Origin of the sequence: Streptomyces hygroscopicus (genome assembly GCF_026168105.1) — a bacterium.
Taxonomy (GTDB): Bacteria; Actinomycetota; Actinomycetes; order Streptomycetales; family Streptomycetaceae; genus Streptomyces; species Streptomyces hygroscopicus_D.
Window position 1 is genome coordinate 62,027 of record NZ_LBMW01000033.1, and the last position, 14,692, is coordinate 76,718.

13 protein-coding genes are annotated in these 14,692 nt (G+C 69.7%); 8 read left to right on the plus strand and 5 right to left on the minus strand.

What is annotated here, in order from left to right; all coding sequences use genetic code 11:
* Positions 1 to 24: 24 nt before the first annotated feature.
* Positions 25 to 456 carry an SRPBCC family protein gene (locus tag AAW14_RS27305; RefSeq protein ID WP_265566608.1) on the minus strand — a complete coding sequence of 144 codons (432 nt, stop codon included), beginning with the start codon at positions 454 to 456 and terminating at the stop codon, positions 25 to 27.
* A 125-nt stretch (positions 457 to 581) separates the two neighbouring features.
* Here AAW14_RS27305 and AAW14_RS27310 point away from each other — a divergent pair, with 125 nt between their 5' ends.
* From AAW14_RS27310 to AAW14_RS27320, 3 genes are all read left to right on the plus strand, one after another.
* Positions 582 to 1,091, plus strand: coding sequence for a MarR family winged helix-turn-helix transcriptional regulator (locus tag AAW14_RS27310; RefSeq protein ID WP_265566609.1), 510 nt, complete (start codon positions 582 to 584; stop codon positions 1,089 to 1,091).
* Positions 1,092 to 1,155: 64 nt separating this feature from the next.
* Positions 1,156 to 1,494, plus strand: a complete 339-nt coding sequence (locus AAW14_RS27315) for a DUF3817 domain-containing protein (protein ID WP_265566610.1) — start codon at positions 1,156 to 1,158, stop codon at positions 1,492 to 1,494.
* Between the two features lie 75 nt (positions 1,495 to 1,569).
* Positions 1,570 to 3,270, plus strand: coding sequence for an acyl-CoA mutase large subunit family protein (locus tag AAW14_RS27320; protein WP_265566611.1), 1,701 nt, complete (start codon positions 1,570 to 1,572; stop codon positions 3,268 to 3,270).
* A 42-nt stretch (positions 3,271 to 3,312) separates the two neighbouring features.
* On the opposite strand, the gene AAW14_RS27325 is transcribed toward AAW14_RS27320, so the two are convergent.
* Positions 3,313 to 3,930, minus strand: a complete 618-nt coding sequence (locus tag AAW14_RS27325) for a TetR/AcrR family transcriptional regulator (protein ID WP_265566612.1) — start codon at positions 3,928 to 3,930, stop codon at positions 3,313 to 3,315.
* A gap of 269 nt (positions 3,931 to 4,199) precedes the next feature.
* On the opposite strand from AAW14_RS27325, the gene AAW14_RS27330 reads away from it, so the two are divergent.
* The 4 genes from AAW14_RS27330 to AAW14_RS27345 all read left to right on the plus strand — a co-directional run bounded on the left by AAW14_RS27330 (position 4,200) and on the right by AAW14_RS27345 (position 8,415).
* Complete coding sequence (locus tag AAW14_RS27330; RefSeq protein ID WP_265566613.1) at positions 4,200 to 5,174, plus strand: tetratricopeptide repeat protein; 975 nt, start codon at positions 4,200 to 4,202, stop codon at positions 5,172 to 5,174.
* Between the two features lie 620 nt (positions 5,175 to 5,794).
* Entirely contained in the window at positions 5,795 to 6,433 is a 639-nt protein-coding gene (locus tag AAW14_RS27335; protein WP_265566614.1) for a DUF6230 family protein, read from the plus strand.
* 127 nt (positions 6,434 to 6,560) lie between these two features.
* Positions 6,561 to 7,106 (plus strand): DUF6114 domain-containing protein, encoded by a 546-nt coding sequence (locus tag AAW14_RS27340; RefSeq protein WP_265566615.1) that lies wholly within the window; start codon positions 6,561 to 6,563, stop codon positions 7,104 to 7,106.
* Positions 7,096 to 8,415: a hypothetical protein gene (locus AAW14_RS27345; RefSeq protein WP_265566616.1), complete on the plus strand. Its 1,320-nt coding sequence runs from the start codon at positions 7,096 to 7,098 to the stop codon at positions 8,413 to 8,415. The genes AAW14_RS27340 and AAW14_RS27345 overlap by 11 nt, the downstream gene beginning before the upstream one ends.
* A 154-nt stretch (positions 8,416 to 8,569) precedes the next feature.
* Here the strand turns inward: AAW14_RS27345 and pyk are convergent, their stop codons facing one another.
* The 3 genes from pyk to pta form a co-directional block, all read right to left on the minus strand.
* A complete protein-coding gene (gene pyk, locus AAW14_RS27350; RefSeq protein ID WP_265566617.1) occupies positions 8,570 to 9,997 on the minus strand; it encodes a pyruvate kinase in 1,428 nt (475 codons plus the stop codon).
* A gap of 99 nt (positions 9,998 to 10,096) precedes the next feature.
* Positions 10,097 to 11,305, minus strand: a complete 1,209-nt coding sequence (locus tag AAW14_RS27355) for an acetate kinase (protein WP_265566618.1) — start codon at positions 11,303 to 11,305, stop codon at positions 10,097 to 10,099.
* Positions 11,302 to 13,392, minus strand: coding sequence for a phosphate acetyltransferase (pta, locus tag AAW14_RS27360; protein ID WP_265566619.1), 2,091 nt, complete (start codon positions 13,390 to 13,392; stop codon positions 11,302 to 11,304). The genes AAW14_RS27355 and pta overlap by 4 nt, the downstream gene beginning before the upstream one ends.
* Before the next feature lie 242 nt (positions 13,393 to 13,634).
* Between pta and AAW14_RS27365 the strand changes: the two genes are divergently transcribed.
* On the plus strand, positions 13,635 to 14,660 hold the full coding sequence (locus tag AAW14_RS27365; RefSeq protein ID WP_265566620.1) for an ATP-dependent 6-phosphofructokinase: 1,026 nt from the start codon (positions 13,635 to 13,637) through the stop codon (positions 14,658 to 14,660).
* Positions 14,661 to 14,692 lie beyond the last annotated feature (32 nt).

Below are 14,692 nucleotides of genomic sequence, written 5' to 3' on the forward strand. Positions count from 1 at the left end.
CGGGCACCCGCGGCCTCCTTCCGCTCACCGTTTCCCTTCCACGTACTCCTTGAAGTGCCCGAGATCGCTGCGGACGAGCCGTTCGATCGCGCTCGCCTGCGCGAATCCCTTCGGCCCGCCGAACGTCTCCCTGACGGCGGCGGGGTCGTACTCGATCCGTACCTGCACCCGGGTGTGGTTCTGGTCGATCGGCTGCAACGCGACGGAGCCCGCCAGCTCGGCGCCGCCCGTGGTGCGCCAGTCCAGCACGCGTTCCCCACCGCGGTCGGAGACCTCGGCCTCGAACTCCCGGGTCCGTCCGCCCGCCTCGACGTCCAGATGCGCTCGGCCTCCCGCCTCCGTACGGGCGTCGCGCACCCCCTGCACGAAGCGGGGATAGTTCTCCACGCGATGGAGGCTGTTCCAGGCCGTGTCGACCGGAACTCCGACGTCGACGTGTTCTTCGAGAGTGCTCATGACACACCTCCACGTTCGGTTCATGACGCATGGCCTTCCGCTTCCAGTGTGCGCCGGAGGCGGTCGGCCGACCGAAAAGCGAGACGGGGCTGACCAGCATATGACCGGCCGGTAAGGTCGATGCCGTGCCGAAGCCCCTCAGTCTGTCCTTCGATCCCATCGCCCGCGCCGACGAACACTGGAAGCAGCGGTGGGGAAACGTGCCTTCCATGGCCGCCATCACCTCGGTCATGCGGGCGCAGCAGATCCTGCTCGCCGAGGTCGACGCGGTCGTGAAACCGTACGGACTGACCTTCGCCCGCTACGAGGCGCTGGTGCTGCTCACCTTCTCCAAGTCGGGCGAGCTGCCGATGTCCAAGATCGGCGAGCGGCTGATGGTGCACCCCACGTCCGTCACCAACACCGTCGACCGTCTGGTGCGCTCCGGCCTCGTCGCCAAGCGGCCCAACCCCAACGACGGCCGCGGCACCCTCGCCTCCATCACCGACAAGGGCCGTGAAGTCTGCGACGCGGCCACCCGCGACCTGATGGCGATGGACTTCGGGCTCGGTGTGTACGACGCGGAGGAGTGCGCCGAGCTCTTCGCCATGCTGCGCCCGCTGCGCATCGCCGCGGGGGACTTCGAAGCCGAGTAGCACGCCCCCGTACGGCGCGGGGGTACCCGAAGATCGCCCGAAACGGGCCGTTACGCTCGTCCCCATGAAAAAGAGCGTGCTGACCCGCTACCGCGTGATGGCCTACGTCACGGGCGTGCTGCTGGTCCTGCTGACCCTCGGCGTGATCGCCAAGTACGTGCTGGACATGAACGGCGCGGCGGACTTCACCCGCGTCGTCGGCATCGCCCACGGCTGGCTGTACGTCGTCTACCTGGTCTTCGCCTTCGACCTCGGCTCCAAGGCGAAGTGGCCGGTCGGCAAGCAGCTGTGGGTGCTGCTGGCGGGGACGATCCCCACGGCGGCCTTCTTCGTGGAGCGCAAGGTCAGCCACGAGCTGGAGGCGAAGCTCACCGAGGACGCTCCCGCGGTCGCGAAGGCGTAGCGGACACCGCCGTACGGCTCACGTGCGGCGGTCAGCCATCGACATTTACTTGGACGTCCTAGTAAATTCGAAGGTATGGACGCTGACGCCATCGACGAGGGCCGCCGACGCTGGCAGGCCCGCTACGACGCCTCACGCACGCGTGAGGCCGATTTCACCACGCTCTCCGGCGACCCCGTGGAGCCGGTGTACGGACCGCGCCCGGGCGACTCGTACGAGGGCTTCGAGCGGATCGGCTGGCCGGGGGAGTACCCCTTCACACGCGGCCTGTACCCGACCGGCTACCGGGGGCGCACCTGGACCATCCGCCAGTTCGCCGGGTTCGGCAACGCCGAGCAGACGAACGAGCGCTACAAGATGATCCTGGACGCGGGCGGTGGCGGCCTGAGCGTCGCCTTCGACATGCCGACCCTCATGGGCCGAGACTCCGACGACCCGCGCTCCCTCGGCGAGGTCGGGCACTGCGGGGTGGCGATCGACTCGGCGGCGGACATGGAGGTCCTGTTCAAGGACATCCCGCTGGGCGACGTCACCACCTCGATGACGATCAGCGGTCCCGCGGTCCCCGTGTTCTGCATGTACCTGGTCGCCGCCGAGCGGCAGGGCGTCGACCCGGCCGTACTCAACGGCACCCTGCAGACCGACATCTTCAAGGAGTACATCGCCCAGAAGGAGTGGCTCTTCCAGCCCGAGCCGCACCTTCGTCTGATCGGCGACCTCATGGAGTACTGCGCGGCCGGCATCCCCGCCTACAAGCCGCTGTCCGTCTCCGGCTACCACATCCGCGAGGCCGGCGCGACGGCCGCGCAGGAGCTGGCCTACACGCTCGCGGACGGGTTCGGATACGTGGAGCTGGGGCTCAGCCGCGGCCTGGACGTGGACGTCTTCGGCCCCGGCCTGTCCTTCTTCTTCGACGCGCACGTCGACTTCTTCGAGGAGATCGCCAAGTTCCGGGCGGCGCGCCGCATCTGGGCACGGTGGATGCGCGACGTGTACGGGGCGAAGAGCGAGAAGGCGCAGTGGCTGCGCTTCCACACGCAGACGGCCGGGGTCTCGCTGACGGCGCAACAGCCGTACAACAACGTGGTCCGTACGGCGGTGGAGGCGCTCGCGGCGGTGCTCGGCGGCACCAACTCGCTGCACACCAACGCGCTGGACGAGACGCTGGCGCTGCCGAGCGAGCAGGCGGCGGAGATCGCGCTGCGCACCCAGCAGGTGCTCATGGAGGAGACCGGGGTCGCCAACGTCGCCGATCCGCTGGGCGGTTCGTGGTACGTCGAGCAGCTGACGGACAGGATCGAGGCGGACGCGGAGCGGATCTTCGAGCAGATCAAGGAGCGGGGGCTGCGGGCGCACCCCGACGGGCAGCACCCGATCGGCCCGATCACCTCCGGGATCCTGCGCGGGATCGAGGACGGCTGGTTCACCGGCGAGATCGCCGAGTCCGCGTTCCGCTACCAGCAGGCGCTGGAGAAGGGCGAGAAGAACGTGGTGGGCGTGAACGTCCACACCGGGTCGGTCACCGGCGACCTGGAGATCCTGCGGGTCAGCCACGAGGTGGAGCGGGAGCAGGTGCGGGTGCTGGACGAGCGGAAGGCCGGCCGGGACGACGCGGCGGTGCGCTCGGCACTGGACGCGATGCTGGCCGCCGCGCGCGACGGCGCCAACATGATCGAGCCGATGCTGGACGCGGTGCGCGCGGAGGCGACGCTCGGCGAGATCTGCGGGGTCCTGCGGGACGAGTGGGGGGTGTACACGGAGCCGGCCGGGTTCTAGCCGGTTCCGGAGGCGGCGGGGGCGGGTTCGCCGCCCCCGGAGCTACGCGGGGCCGCCGAGCCCCTGCAGCAGCACCCGGGTGAAGTTCCGTACCCACTCCTCGTCCGCCGGCCGGGCGCTCACCAGGGTGCGGTGGACCACCGCACCCGCCACCATGTCGAAGATCAGGTCGGCGGTGCGGGCCGCCTCCTCGGGGTCCGTCTCCGGGGGGAGCTCGCCGCGCGCAGTGGCGCGGGCGCGGCCCTCCAGGACCAGGCGCTTCTGGCGGTCGACGATGGACTCCCGGATGCGTTCGCGCAGTGCGTCGTCCCGGGTGGACTCCGTCACGACCGCCATCAGGCCGCTCTTGGCCTCCGGGAGGTCGAGGATCGCCGCGAACTGGAGCACCACGCCCTCGATGTCCGCGGCCAGGCTGCCCCGGTCGGGCAGCTCCAGTTCGTCGAAGAGGGCCGCCACCGCGTCCACCACGAGCTCGTTCTTGCCCGCCCAGCGGCGGTAGAGGGTCGTCTTCGCGACCCCCGCGCGTGTCGCCACGTCTCCCAGCGTGAGCTTGGACCAGCCCAGCTCGACCAGTGCCTCCCGCGTCGCCTCCAGGATCGCGGCGTCCGCGGCGGCGCTGCGCGGGCGGCCGGGACGGGCGGCGGAGGTGCTGCTCTGCATGCCAGTGACCATATCCGGCCTCGGTCGTGGCCATATCTGTGCGACGCGTGAAGTGGTGAGGGATATCACCGGCGGACTGGTCACGGCGACCCCTGACTCCAGTTACGCTACGACTCGTAGCGAAAGCGACCGCGCTCACTCCCGGGTGACGCGTGCGCGAGCGACGACCACCGGAGCCGGGTGGGGACCCGGCGCAGATCAACGCCGTGCGGGGGCACGGCTTTCACAGCGCTTTTCACAGCGGCGTACGGAAGGGGGAGGATGTACTCATGCAGCCACGGAACATGTCCATGAGCGGAGTCGTCGACCTCGCCGCGGTGAAGGCGGCCCAGGAGGCCAAGGCGAAGGCCGAGCAGGCGCGCGCCGAATCGGCCCGGCAGGGTGGGGGAGGGGCGGTCTCCCCGGCCGACCTCGTCATCGACGTCGACGAGGCGGGGTTCGAGCGCGACGTTCTGCAGCGGTCCGCCGAGGTACCGGTCGTCATCGACTTCTGGGCCGAGTGGTGCCAGCCCTGCAAACAGCTGAGCCCCGTCCTGGAGCGGCTGGCCGGTGAGTACAACGGCCGGTTCGTGCTCGCCAAGATCGACGTCGACGCCAACCAGATGCTGATGCAGCAGTTCGGCATCCAGGGGATCCCGGCCGTGTTCGCGGTCGTCGCCGGGCAGGCGCTGCCCCTCTTCCAGGGCGCCGCCCCCGAGCAGCAGATCCGCGAGACCATCGACCAACTCGTCCAGGTCGCCGAGCAGCGCTTCGGGCTGACCGGCCTGACCGTCGACCCCGATGCGGAGGCGGGCGGCGCCCAGGCGGCTCCCCAGGCCCCGGCGGGGCCCCATGACGCGGCGCTCGAGGCGGCCGTGCAGGCGCTGGACGCGGGTGACCTGGGCGGCGCGGTCCAGGCGTACAGGAACGTGCTGAGCGACGACCCGGGGAACATGGAGGCCAAGCTGGGCCTCGCCCAGGCCGAGTTGCTGCAGCGGGTGCGCGACCTCGACCCGCAGCAGACGCGCAAGGAGGCCGCCGAGAAGCCGGGTGACGTGCAGGCGCAGATCGCCGCGGCGGACCTGGATCTGGTGGGCGGCCATGTGGAGGACGCGTTCGGGCGGCTCGTCGAGACCGTGCGGCGCACGGCCGGGGAGGACCGGGACGCGGCGCGGCTGCGGCTGCTGGAACTCTTCGAGGTGGTCGGGGCCGAGGACCCGCGTGTGACCGCGGCTCGGCGGGCGCTGGCGCGCGCTCTGTTCTGACCAGTTGTTAAACGCCCGGGCTTGTGATGCCCGAGTGAAGGAATTGCCGACAGAGGTGCACGGCGGCCGCGCTTTACCAAATCTTGGTAAACGCGGCCGCTGTTACTGGGAGTAAGTCCGGGCCGATGTTCTGTCGGGTTCTGTCCGCACTTCAACCGTTTCCTCATCTGCTTTTGGGCCACGAAGAGTTGCCGGGCGATACCGACAGGTCGTTCTTCGGTTATCCGGCCGTTACTAGTGAGTAACGAACCCCCTTGCGGGGGCGGCGAGAATGCACAACGATCGGCCACGCTCGGTCCATCGCCGCACCCGACAGCCAGCCGGGTCAACGGGTTTCTCGTGGGTCCCCACCGAGCAGGAGCCGACGGCAGTGGCGTCGGGTCCTGGACAGGGGGGTCTCCGCCATCGCGGAGCCTGTCCGGCAGGTTGTGCGTGATGTGTGTCAGGCGCGACCAGTGGTTGTCGCTCGGGGGTGATCGCCGGTGATTGGGGCGCGTTCGCGCCTCCGAGCGCAGGCGCTCTCCTTCCCGAGGACGTAGCACTTCTCCCATCCCTGCCCGGCTGAGCCGCCGAATGGTAGCGAGCCAGGCCAGGAGATGTACGTCCGAGAAGGAGGAAATATGGAGTCCCAGGTGCGTGGCGGGACCAGATGGAAGCGGTTCGCTGTGGTCATGGTGCCCAGCGTGGCCGCGACGGCAGCGATAGGCGTGGCGCTGGCGCAGGGCGCGCTCGCGGCGTCGTTCAGCGTGTCGGGCCAGGAATTCAAGGTGACCGCCGACAAGCTCGACGGTACGGGCTTCGAGCAGTACGGGGCGATCGACAGCGGCTACACGCTCGACGGCAAGAAGACGACTCACCCCGTCGCCGTGTCGGCGTTCAAGGACGCCACGATCACGAACCTGTGCCAGTCCGTGGTCACCCCGGTTCCGTTCATCGGTGACGTCACGCTGACGCTGACGGCCGGTGGGGCGGGCCACGACCCGGTCACGGCGCACAACATCTACATCGATGTCAATGACCTCAAGGCCGACGCCGAGTTCACGAACATCGACATCGGTGTGGCCGCCAAGGACGCCAACAAGGGTCCGGGCATCAAGCAGGGCGACGCCACCAACCCGTACGGATTCGCTCAGCAGGCGGACCGTGCGGTGCTGAGCGGCGTGGACCAGCACGCGTGGGCGACCACCGCCGGCACCTTCAAGCTGAACGGGCTCAACATGAGCCTGTCGAAGGGCGCCAACGAGTGTCAGCTCCATTGAGCACTCGGTGATGGGCGGGGGAGCCGACGGCGCCCCCGCCCGTTCGACCTTCACCCGCTCCTTCACATACCCCCCACACCTCCAGCACCACCACCCACAGCAACGCCGCACCAGGGAGCTGTTTTCCATGAGCGCCGAGACTCCTGCCGTTCCCGGCCAGTTCGCCCGCCGGAGGGTGCAGTTCCGCGCCTGGCGGGGCGCGAGGCCGTTCTGGGCAGGCCTGTTCGTCCTGCTCGGTGGCTTCCCGATCATCTACTTCCCGTACGCGCACCTCCAGGTCGGTCACCTGACGCTGGCGATGGCCACCACCGCGGGCGCCGGCTCCCTGATCATCGGCGTGCTGCTCATAGTCCTGGGCATCAGCCTCTGGTTCCAGAAGCACATCCGGACCTTCGCGGGTGTCGCGGCGATCCTGCTGGCGCTGGTGTCCATCCCGGTGTCCAACTTCGGCGGCTTCGTCGTGGGCTTCCTGCTCGCCCTGATCGGCGGGGCGCTGGCCGTCGCCTGGGCGCCCGGCGTACCGCCCGAGCCGCAGGCGGACAAGGGCACCGAGCCGGAGGGGGGAGCGCCGGAAGGCGTGGCTGTGGAGGGCGTGGACGGGGTGAGCGAGCCGAACGATCTGTCAGGAACGAACCCGGTCTACGGGGCGAACGGGAGGCACAGTGCCGGCTGACGAGGTGACCCACGGGACGGACGTGGACGCGTCCCGTGCGAGAACCGGGCCGCGCCACGCGGCCCCCAGGAAGCCGCTGTTCACCAGGTTCCACGTGCCGGCCGGAAGGGCGATAGCCCTGGCGGCGATGCCGACCGCGGTCTTCATGGGCCTGGGGCTCAACAGCACGCTGGCTCGCGCGGACGAACATCCGTCGAAGACCATGACGGCCGATGAGTACCAGAAGTGCGTGGAGGTCCTGGACAACGCCAAGGGTTCCAAGGACGCGTCGGCCACGCCGTCGCCGTCCGCCTCGGCGAGCGCGCCGGGCACGTCCAAGTCCGCCGACACGGCACAGCCGACGCCCTCGGCCTCCGCGGACAAGTCGTCGGACACGAGCTCGGGCAAGACCTCTTCGTCGGATTCAGGTTCCGGCGACAAGGCCGCGCCCGCGCCGTCCGCCTCCGCGTCCTCCGCGGGCTCGGACAAGTCGTCGGGCAGCGGTACGTCCACGCCCACTCCGTCGGCCTCCACGGGCGGCGGCGGCCTGCTGGACGACCTCGGCGGCGCGATCAAGAACGTGTTCAACCCCGGCGACAAGTCGTCGGCGAGCGCCTCCGCGACGCCGTCTCCCTCGGCCTCGTCCGCGGCGTCCGCGACGAAGGGGACCTCCTCCTCCACCGTCACGGACACGACCAAGAAGGTCACCGACACGGTCACGAAGACCGTGAAGGACACCACGGACACGGCGACCAAGGCGGCCTCCGCGGCCACCAAGGCGGCGGGCGACACGGTCACGTCGGCGGCTTCGGCGGCGACGAGCCCGTCCCCGGGCTCGTCGGCCTCCGCGGCGAACTGCCCCGCGGCCACCACGGACCAGGGCGGCGTCGAGCAGACCCTGGGGCTGCCGGACGCCCCCTGGCACCTGCAGGCCAGCTCGCTGCTGCTCAAGGGCGCCGACTACCAGGGCGTCGTCAAGGTGCGCACCGCCAACGGCACCGTCAAGAGGGTGCTGAAGTACGTGATCTCCGGCGGCACCGACATCGGCGACCTGCACCAGCTCGTCGACGGCCAGAAGGGCGAGACGTACCACGTCCAGGCCGGTCAGGGCACGACGTCCACCATCCGTGGCGGCAAGACGGTGATGTACACGGAGAGCATCTCCGGCAATCTCTTCGGCCTGATCCCGGTCACGTTCAGCCCGGACAACCCGCCCCCGCTGAACATCCCGCTGATCTACTTCACCAATGTGAAGGTCACCCAGGCCGGCCAGTTCGGCGGCACGCTCACCGTGCCGGGGATGCACCAGTTCGTCACTGGCTGGAGCTGAGCACCCTCAAGACCACTCCGGGAGCCGCACAAGAACCGTGCCCCGCCGGGCCCCCCACCCGGCGGGGCACGGTTGTGTCCTGGGGCAACCCCTCCCGACGACCGGGGGCGCCCCCTGTCGCAGGAGGCGCCCCCCGGGCCGTACGTGCGGTCCGTCAGTCGTGGTTCTCGCCCAGGTGGTGGACGCGGACCATGTTGGTGGTGCCCGGGACGCCGGGCGGGGAGCCGGCCGTGATGACCACGATGTCGCCGTCGTTGAACCGCTTCAGCTTGACCAGCTCCTGGTCGACCAGGTCGACCATCTCGTCCGTGCTGTTCACGAACGGCACGACGTGCGACTCCACGCCCCAGCTCAGCGTCAGCTGGTTGCGCGTGGACTCGTCCGTGGTGAACGCCAGGATCGGCTGCGCCGCACGGTAGCGGGACAGTCGGCGGGCGGTGTCACCGGACTTGGTGAAGGCCACCAGGCCCTTGCCGCCGAGGAAGTCCGCGATCTCGGCCGCCGCGCGTGCCATCGAACCGCCCTGCGTCCGCGGCTTCTTGCCCGGGACCAGCGGCTGCAGGCCCTTGGCGAGCAGCTCCTCCTCGGCCGCGATGACGATCTTCGACATCGTCTTGACCGTCTCGATCGGGTACGCGCCCACGCTCGACTCGGCCGACAGCATGACCGCGTCGGTGCCGTCCAGGATGGCGTTGGCGACGTCGGAGGCCTCGGCGCGGGTAGGACGGGAGTTGGTGATCATCGACTCCATCATCTGGGTCGCCACGATCACCGGCTTGGCGTTGCGGCGGCACAGCTCGATGAGCCGCTTCTGCACCATCGGGACCTTCTCGAGGGGGTACTCGACGGCCAGGTCGCCGCGGGCGACCATCACACCGTCGAACGCCATCACGACGTCCTGCATGTTCGCCACCGCCTGCGGCTTCTCCACCTTGGCGATGACCGGGACGCGGCGGCCCTCCTCGTCCATGACGCGGTGGACGTCCTTGACGTCGTTGGCGTCCCGCACGAAGGAGAGCGCGACCATGTCGCAGCCCATGCGCAGCGCGAACCGCAGGTCGTCGATGTCCTTCTCGGACAGCGCCGGGACGTTCACCGCGGCGCCGGGCAGGTTGATGCCCTTGTGGTCGGAGATGACACCGCCCTCGATGACGATCGTCCGGACCCGGGAGCCCTCGACGTCCAGGACCTTCAGCTCGACGTTGCCGTCGTTGATGAGGATCTGGTCGCCGCGCTGCACGTCTCCCGGCAGACCCTTGTAGGTCGTGCCGCAGATGTGCTTGTCGCCCGGCACGTCCTCGGTGGTGATGACGAACTCGTCACCGCGCACCAGCTCGACCGGGCCCTCGGCGAAGGTGGCCAGACGGATCTTCGGGCCCTGGAGGTCGGCGAGCACGCCGATGGCCTTGCCGGTCTCGGCGGATGCGGCCCGGACGCGGTTGTACCGGCCCTGGTGCTCTTCATGGGAGCCGTGGCTGAAGTTGAAGCGGGCCACGTTCATGCCGGCTTCGATCAACGCGACGAGCATTTCGTGGGAGTCGACCGCTGGGCCGAGAGTGCAGACGATTTTCGAACGGCGCATGGGGCGATCCTAACGGTTTGTTTCGCAACGGAATATTCCGTCTGGCGGAAGATACAAATGGGCGGGTTCGCGCTCAGGCGAGAGCCGGTCGAATTTCCTTCAGTTGCTCTTTCCGACCAGTGCGTAGGTCTGTGTGGCGATCTCCAGTTCCTCGTCCGTGGGCACCACGGCCACCGCCACCCGCGCATGCGCGGGCGAGATCAGCCGCGGCTCGTCGCCGTGTACGGCGTTCAGGCGGCCGTCGACCGCCAGGCCCAGCTCCTCCAGGCCCGCGACGGCGGCCTCCCGCACCGAGGCCGCGTTCTCGCCCACACCGGCCGTGAAGGCGATCGCGTCCACCCGGCCGAGTACCGCGTAATAGGCACCGATGTACTTCTTCAGCCGATGGATGTAGATGTCGAAGGCGAGCCGCGCCTCCTCGTCGCCCTCATCGATCCGGCGGCGGATCTCGCGCATGTCGTTGTCACCGCACAGACCGAACAGACCACTCCTCTTGTTGAGGAGAGTGTCGATCTCGTCCATGGACATTCCGCCAACACGCACCAAATGGAAGATGACCGCGGGGTCCACGTCACCCGAGCGCGTCCCCATCACAAGCCCCTCCAGCGGAGTGAGCCCCATGGAGGTGTCCACGCACCGGCCGCCCCTGACCGCCGAGGCGGATGCCCCGTTGCCCAGGTGCAGCACGATGACGTTGACCTCTTCGGGCGCCTTCCCCAGCAGCTTCGCGGTCGCCCGGGACACATACGCGTGCGAGGTGCCGTGGAATCCGTACCGCCGCACCCGGTGCCGGTCCGCGATCTTCGTGTCGATCGCGTAGCGCGCCGCGGACTCCGGCATCGTCGTGTGGAACGACGTGTCGAAGACGGCGACCTGAGGCAGGTCCGGGCGCAGTGCCATGGCCGTGCGGATGCCGATGAGGTTGGCCGGGTTGTGCAGTGGCGCGACGGGGATCAGCCGCTCGATCTCGGTGAGCACGGCGTCGTCGACGACGGTGGGCTCGGTGAAGAACATGCCGCCGTGCACCACGCGGTGGCCGATGGCGGCCAGCTCGGGCGAGTCGAGCCCCAGCCCGTCGTGGGCCAGCACCTCGGCGACGGCCTTGAGGGCGGCCTGGTGGTCGGCGATCGGACCGTTCTGTTCACGGGTGGCGCCAGTGGCGAGTGCCGTGTGCGTGAGCCGGGAGGTCTGCTCGCCGATCCGCTCCACGAGACCCACGGCCAGCCGGCTGCGGTCACGCATGTCCAGCAGCTGGTACTTCACCGACGAGGAGCCGGAGTTGAGGACGAGGACACGGGTCGGGCTCACGGGGAGGTTGCCTTCTGGTCGGTGTTCTGGGCCTGGACCGCCGTGATGGCGACGGTGTTGACGATGTCCTGGACGAGGGCGCCCCGGGACAGGTCGTTGACGGGCTTGCGCAGGCCCTGCAGAACCGGACCGACGGCGATCGCGCCGGCCGAACGCTGCACGGCCTTGTAGGTGTTGTTGCCGGTGTTCAGGTCCGGGAAGATCAGCACGGACGCCTGCCCGGCGACCTGCGAGCCCGGCAGCTTCGTCGCGGCGACGGTGGGCTCGACGGCGGCGTCGTACTGGATCGGACCCTCGATCTTGAGGTCGTCGCGGCGCAGCCGGACCTGCTCGGTGGCCTCGCGCACCTTGTCGACGTCGACGCCGGAACCGGAGGTGCCGGTGGAGTACGAGAGCATCGCGATCCGCGGCTCCACGCCGAACTGCTCGGCGGTGGCGGCCGACTGGATGGCGATGTCGGCGAGCTGCTCGGCGTTCGGGTCGGGGTTGACCGCGCAGTCGCCGTAGACGAGCACCTTGTCGGCGAGGCACATGAAGAAGACCGAGCTGACGATCTTCGTGTCGGGCTTGGTCTTGATGATTTCGAAGGCCGGGCGGATGGTGGCGGCCGTGGAGTGCACGGACCCCGAGACCATGCCGTCGGCGAGGCCCTCCTGCACCATGAGGGTGCCGAAGTAGTTCACGTCCGAGACGACGTCGTACGCCAGCTCGACGGTGACGCCCTTGTGGGCGCGCAGCCGGGCGTACTGCTCGGCGAAGGCGTCACGCAGCTCGGAGGTGGCCGGGTCGATCAGCTGGGAGTCGCCGAGGTCGATGCCGAGGCCGGCGGCCTTCTTGCGGATGCCGTCCACCGGACCGAGCAGCGTGAGATCGCAGACGCCCCGGCGCAGCAGTACCTCGGCGGCGTGCAGCACCCGCTCCTCCGTGCCCTCGGGCAGCACCACCCGGCGCTTGTCGGCGCGGGCCTGTTCGAGCAGCTTGTGCTCGAACATCATCGGCGTGAGCCGGTCAGTGCTCGGGGCGGACACCCGCTTGAGCAGCCCTGCGGTGTCGATGTACCGCTCGAAGAGCCCGAGCGCGCGCTCCGCCTTGCGCGGGGTGGCCGCGTTCAGCTTCCCCTCCATGGAGAACAGGCGGGCGGCGGTGGGGAAGCTGTTGCCGGAGACCGAGATCACCGGGGTGCCCGGGGCGAGGCGGGCGGCGAGGGTGAGGATCTCGTCGCCGGGCACCTCGTTCAGGGTGAGCAGCACGCCGGCGATCGGCGGGGTGCCGGCGCTGTGGGCGGCGAGCGCCCCGATGACGAGGTCGGCACGGTCGCCCGGCGTCACCACCAGACATCCCGGGGTCAGCGCGGCGAGGACGTTGTGCAGCATGGCGCCGCCGAAGACGAAGTCGAGCGCGTCCCGCGCCAGCCCCGAGTCGTCACCGAGGAGGACCCTGGCGCCGAGCGCGTGGGTGATCTGGGCGACCGTCGGGGCCGAGAGGGCGGGGTCGTCGGGAAGGACGTAACAGGGCACGGGGAGCCGGGAGTCCAGCCGCTCGGCTATCTCGTCGCGGTCCTCGCGGGCGACCCGGTTGGCGACCATGGCGAGGACGTCGCAGCCGAGCCCGTCGTAGGCGCGGTACGCGTTGCGCACCTCGGCGCGCACCGACTCGGCACTCTGGTTCCGCCCGCCCACGACCGGGATCACGGAGGCCCCGAACTCGTTGGCGAGCCGGGCGTTGAGGGAGAGCTCGTCCGGGAGCTGGGTGTCGGCGAAGTCGGAGCCGAGGACGAGGACGACCTCGTAGTCCCGGGCGACGGCATGGAACCGGTCGACCAGCGTCGACACCAGCTCGTCCGTCCCGCGCTCGGCCTGGAGCGCGGACGCCTCGTGGTGGTCCATGCCGTACACGGTCGCCGGGTCCTGGGAGAGCCGGTACCGGGCGCGCAGCAGCTCGAAGAGACGGTCGGGGCCGTCATGGACGAGCGGACGGAACACGCCCACCCGGTCGACCTGCCGGGTCAGCAGCTCCATGACGCCCAGCTCGACGACCTGCCGGCCGTCGCCGCGGTCGATCCCGGTCACGTACACGCTGCGCGTCACGCGTGCTCTCCGTCTCGTCTCTCGGTGGGGTGGCGGGCAGGGCCCGGGTGCGACTCGCGAAGATCGTCCGCGAGGTGAGCAGAACGCTCTTGACAATACCCTTGCGGCTGGATAAGGCGCCCGTCAGAACCAGGGATCACGCGGTGGCGCGAGGGTGAGGTGCGCAATCGGCACCCTCCTGTGAGCCATGAAACAATCGGATTGGCTCACCGGTATCGAAAGCGAGCAGGAGACACAGCACGATGCGCATCGGAGTACTCACCGCAGGCGGCGACTGCCCCGGCCTGAACGCAGTGATCCGGTCGGTTGTGCACCGGGCGGTGGCGCAGTACGGCGACGAGGTCATCGGCTTCGAGGACGGCTACCGGGGCCTGCTGGACGGTCACTACCGCGCTCTCGACCTCGACGCCGTCAGCGGCATCCTGGTCCGCGGTGGCACCATTCTCGGCTCCTCCCGCCTGGAGCGCGACCGTCTGCGCGGGGCGTGTGAGAACGCCTCCGACATGATCCGCGACTTCGGCATCGACGCGCTGATCCCGATCGGCGGCGAGGGAACGCTGACGGCCGCGCGGATGCTCTCGGACGCGGGTCTTCCGGTGGTCGGCGTCCCCAAGACGATCGACAACGACATCTCCTCCACGGACCGCACCTTCGGCTTCGACACCGCCGTGACCGTGGCCACGGAGGCGATGGACCGCCTGAAGACGACGGCCGAGTCCCACCAGCGCGTGATGGTCGTGGAGGTCATGGGCCGCCACGCGGGCTGGATCGCGCTGGAGTCGGGCATGGCGGCCGGCGCCCACGGCATCTGTCTGCCGGAGCGTCCCTTCGACCCCGCCGACCTGGTGAAGATGGTCGAGGAGCGCTTCGCCCGCGGCAAGAAGTTCGCGGTGGTCTGCGTCGCCGAGGGCGCGCACCCCGCCGACGGCACCATGGACTACGGCAAGGGCGAGATCGACCAGTACGGCCACGAGCGCTTCCAGGGCATCGGCACGGCACTGGCGTACGAGCTGGAGAGGCGGCTCGGCAAGGAGGCCAAGCCGGTCATCCTCGGCCACGTCCAGCGCGGCGGCACGCCGACCGCGTACGACCGCGTGCTCGCGACCCGCTTCGGCTGGCACGCGATCGAGGCCGCACACCGCGGGGAGTTCGGCATGATGACGGCGCTGCGCGGCACGGATGTGGTGATGGTGCCGCTGGCGGAGGCGGTGACCGAGCTCAAGACGGTGCCGAAGGACCGGATGGACGAGGCGGAGTCGGTGTTCTAGGCGGTCTCGGACAGCGCCCGGTCGCCGGGGCG

Bases quoted from the DNA above. Each gene is read 5' to 3' on its own strand.
- AAW14_RS27365 (WP_265566620.1), top strand. From the start codon at position 13,635: ATGCGCATCGGAGTACTCACCGCAGGCGGCGACTGCCCCGGCCTGAAC.
- AAW14_RS27330 (WP_265566613.1), top strand. From the start codon at position 4,200: ATGCAGCCACGGAACATGTCCATGAGCGGAGTCGTCGACCTCGCCGCG.
- AAW14_RS27335 (WP_265566614.1), top strand. From the start codon at position 5,795: ATGGAGTCCCAGGTGCGTGGCGGGACCAGATGGAAGCGGTTCGCTGTG.
- AAW14_RS27315 (WP_265566610.1), top strand. From the start codon at position 1,156: ATGAAAAAGAGCGTGCTGACCCGCTACCGCGTGATGGCCTACGTCACG.
- AAW14_RS27340 (WP_265566615.1), top strand. From the start codon at position 6,561: ATGAGCGCCGAGACTCCTGCCGTTCCCGGCCAGTTCGCCCGCCGGAGG.
- pyk (WP_265566617.1), bottom strand. From the start codon at position 9,997: ATGCGCCGTTCGAAAATCGTCTGCACTCTCGGCCCAGCGGTCGACTCC.
- AAW14_RS27325 (WP_265566612.1), bottom strand. From the start codon at position 3,930: ATGCAGAGCAGCACCTCCGCCGCCCGTCCCGGCCGCCCGCGCAGCGCC.
- AAW14_RS27305 (WP_265566608.1), bottom strand. From the start codon at position 456: ATGAGCACTCTCGAAGAACACGTCGACGTCGGAGTTCCGGTCGACACG.
- AAW14_RS27320 (WP_265566611.1), top strand. From the start codon at position 1,570: ATGGACGCTGACGCCATCGACGAGGGCCGCCGACGCTGGCAGGCCCGC.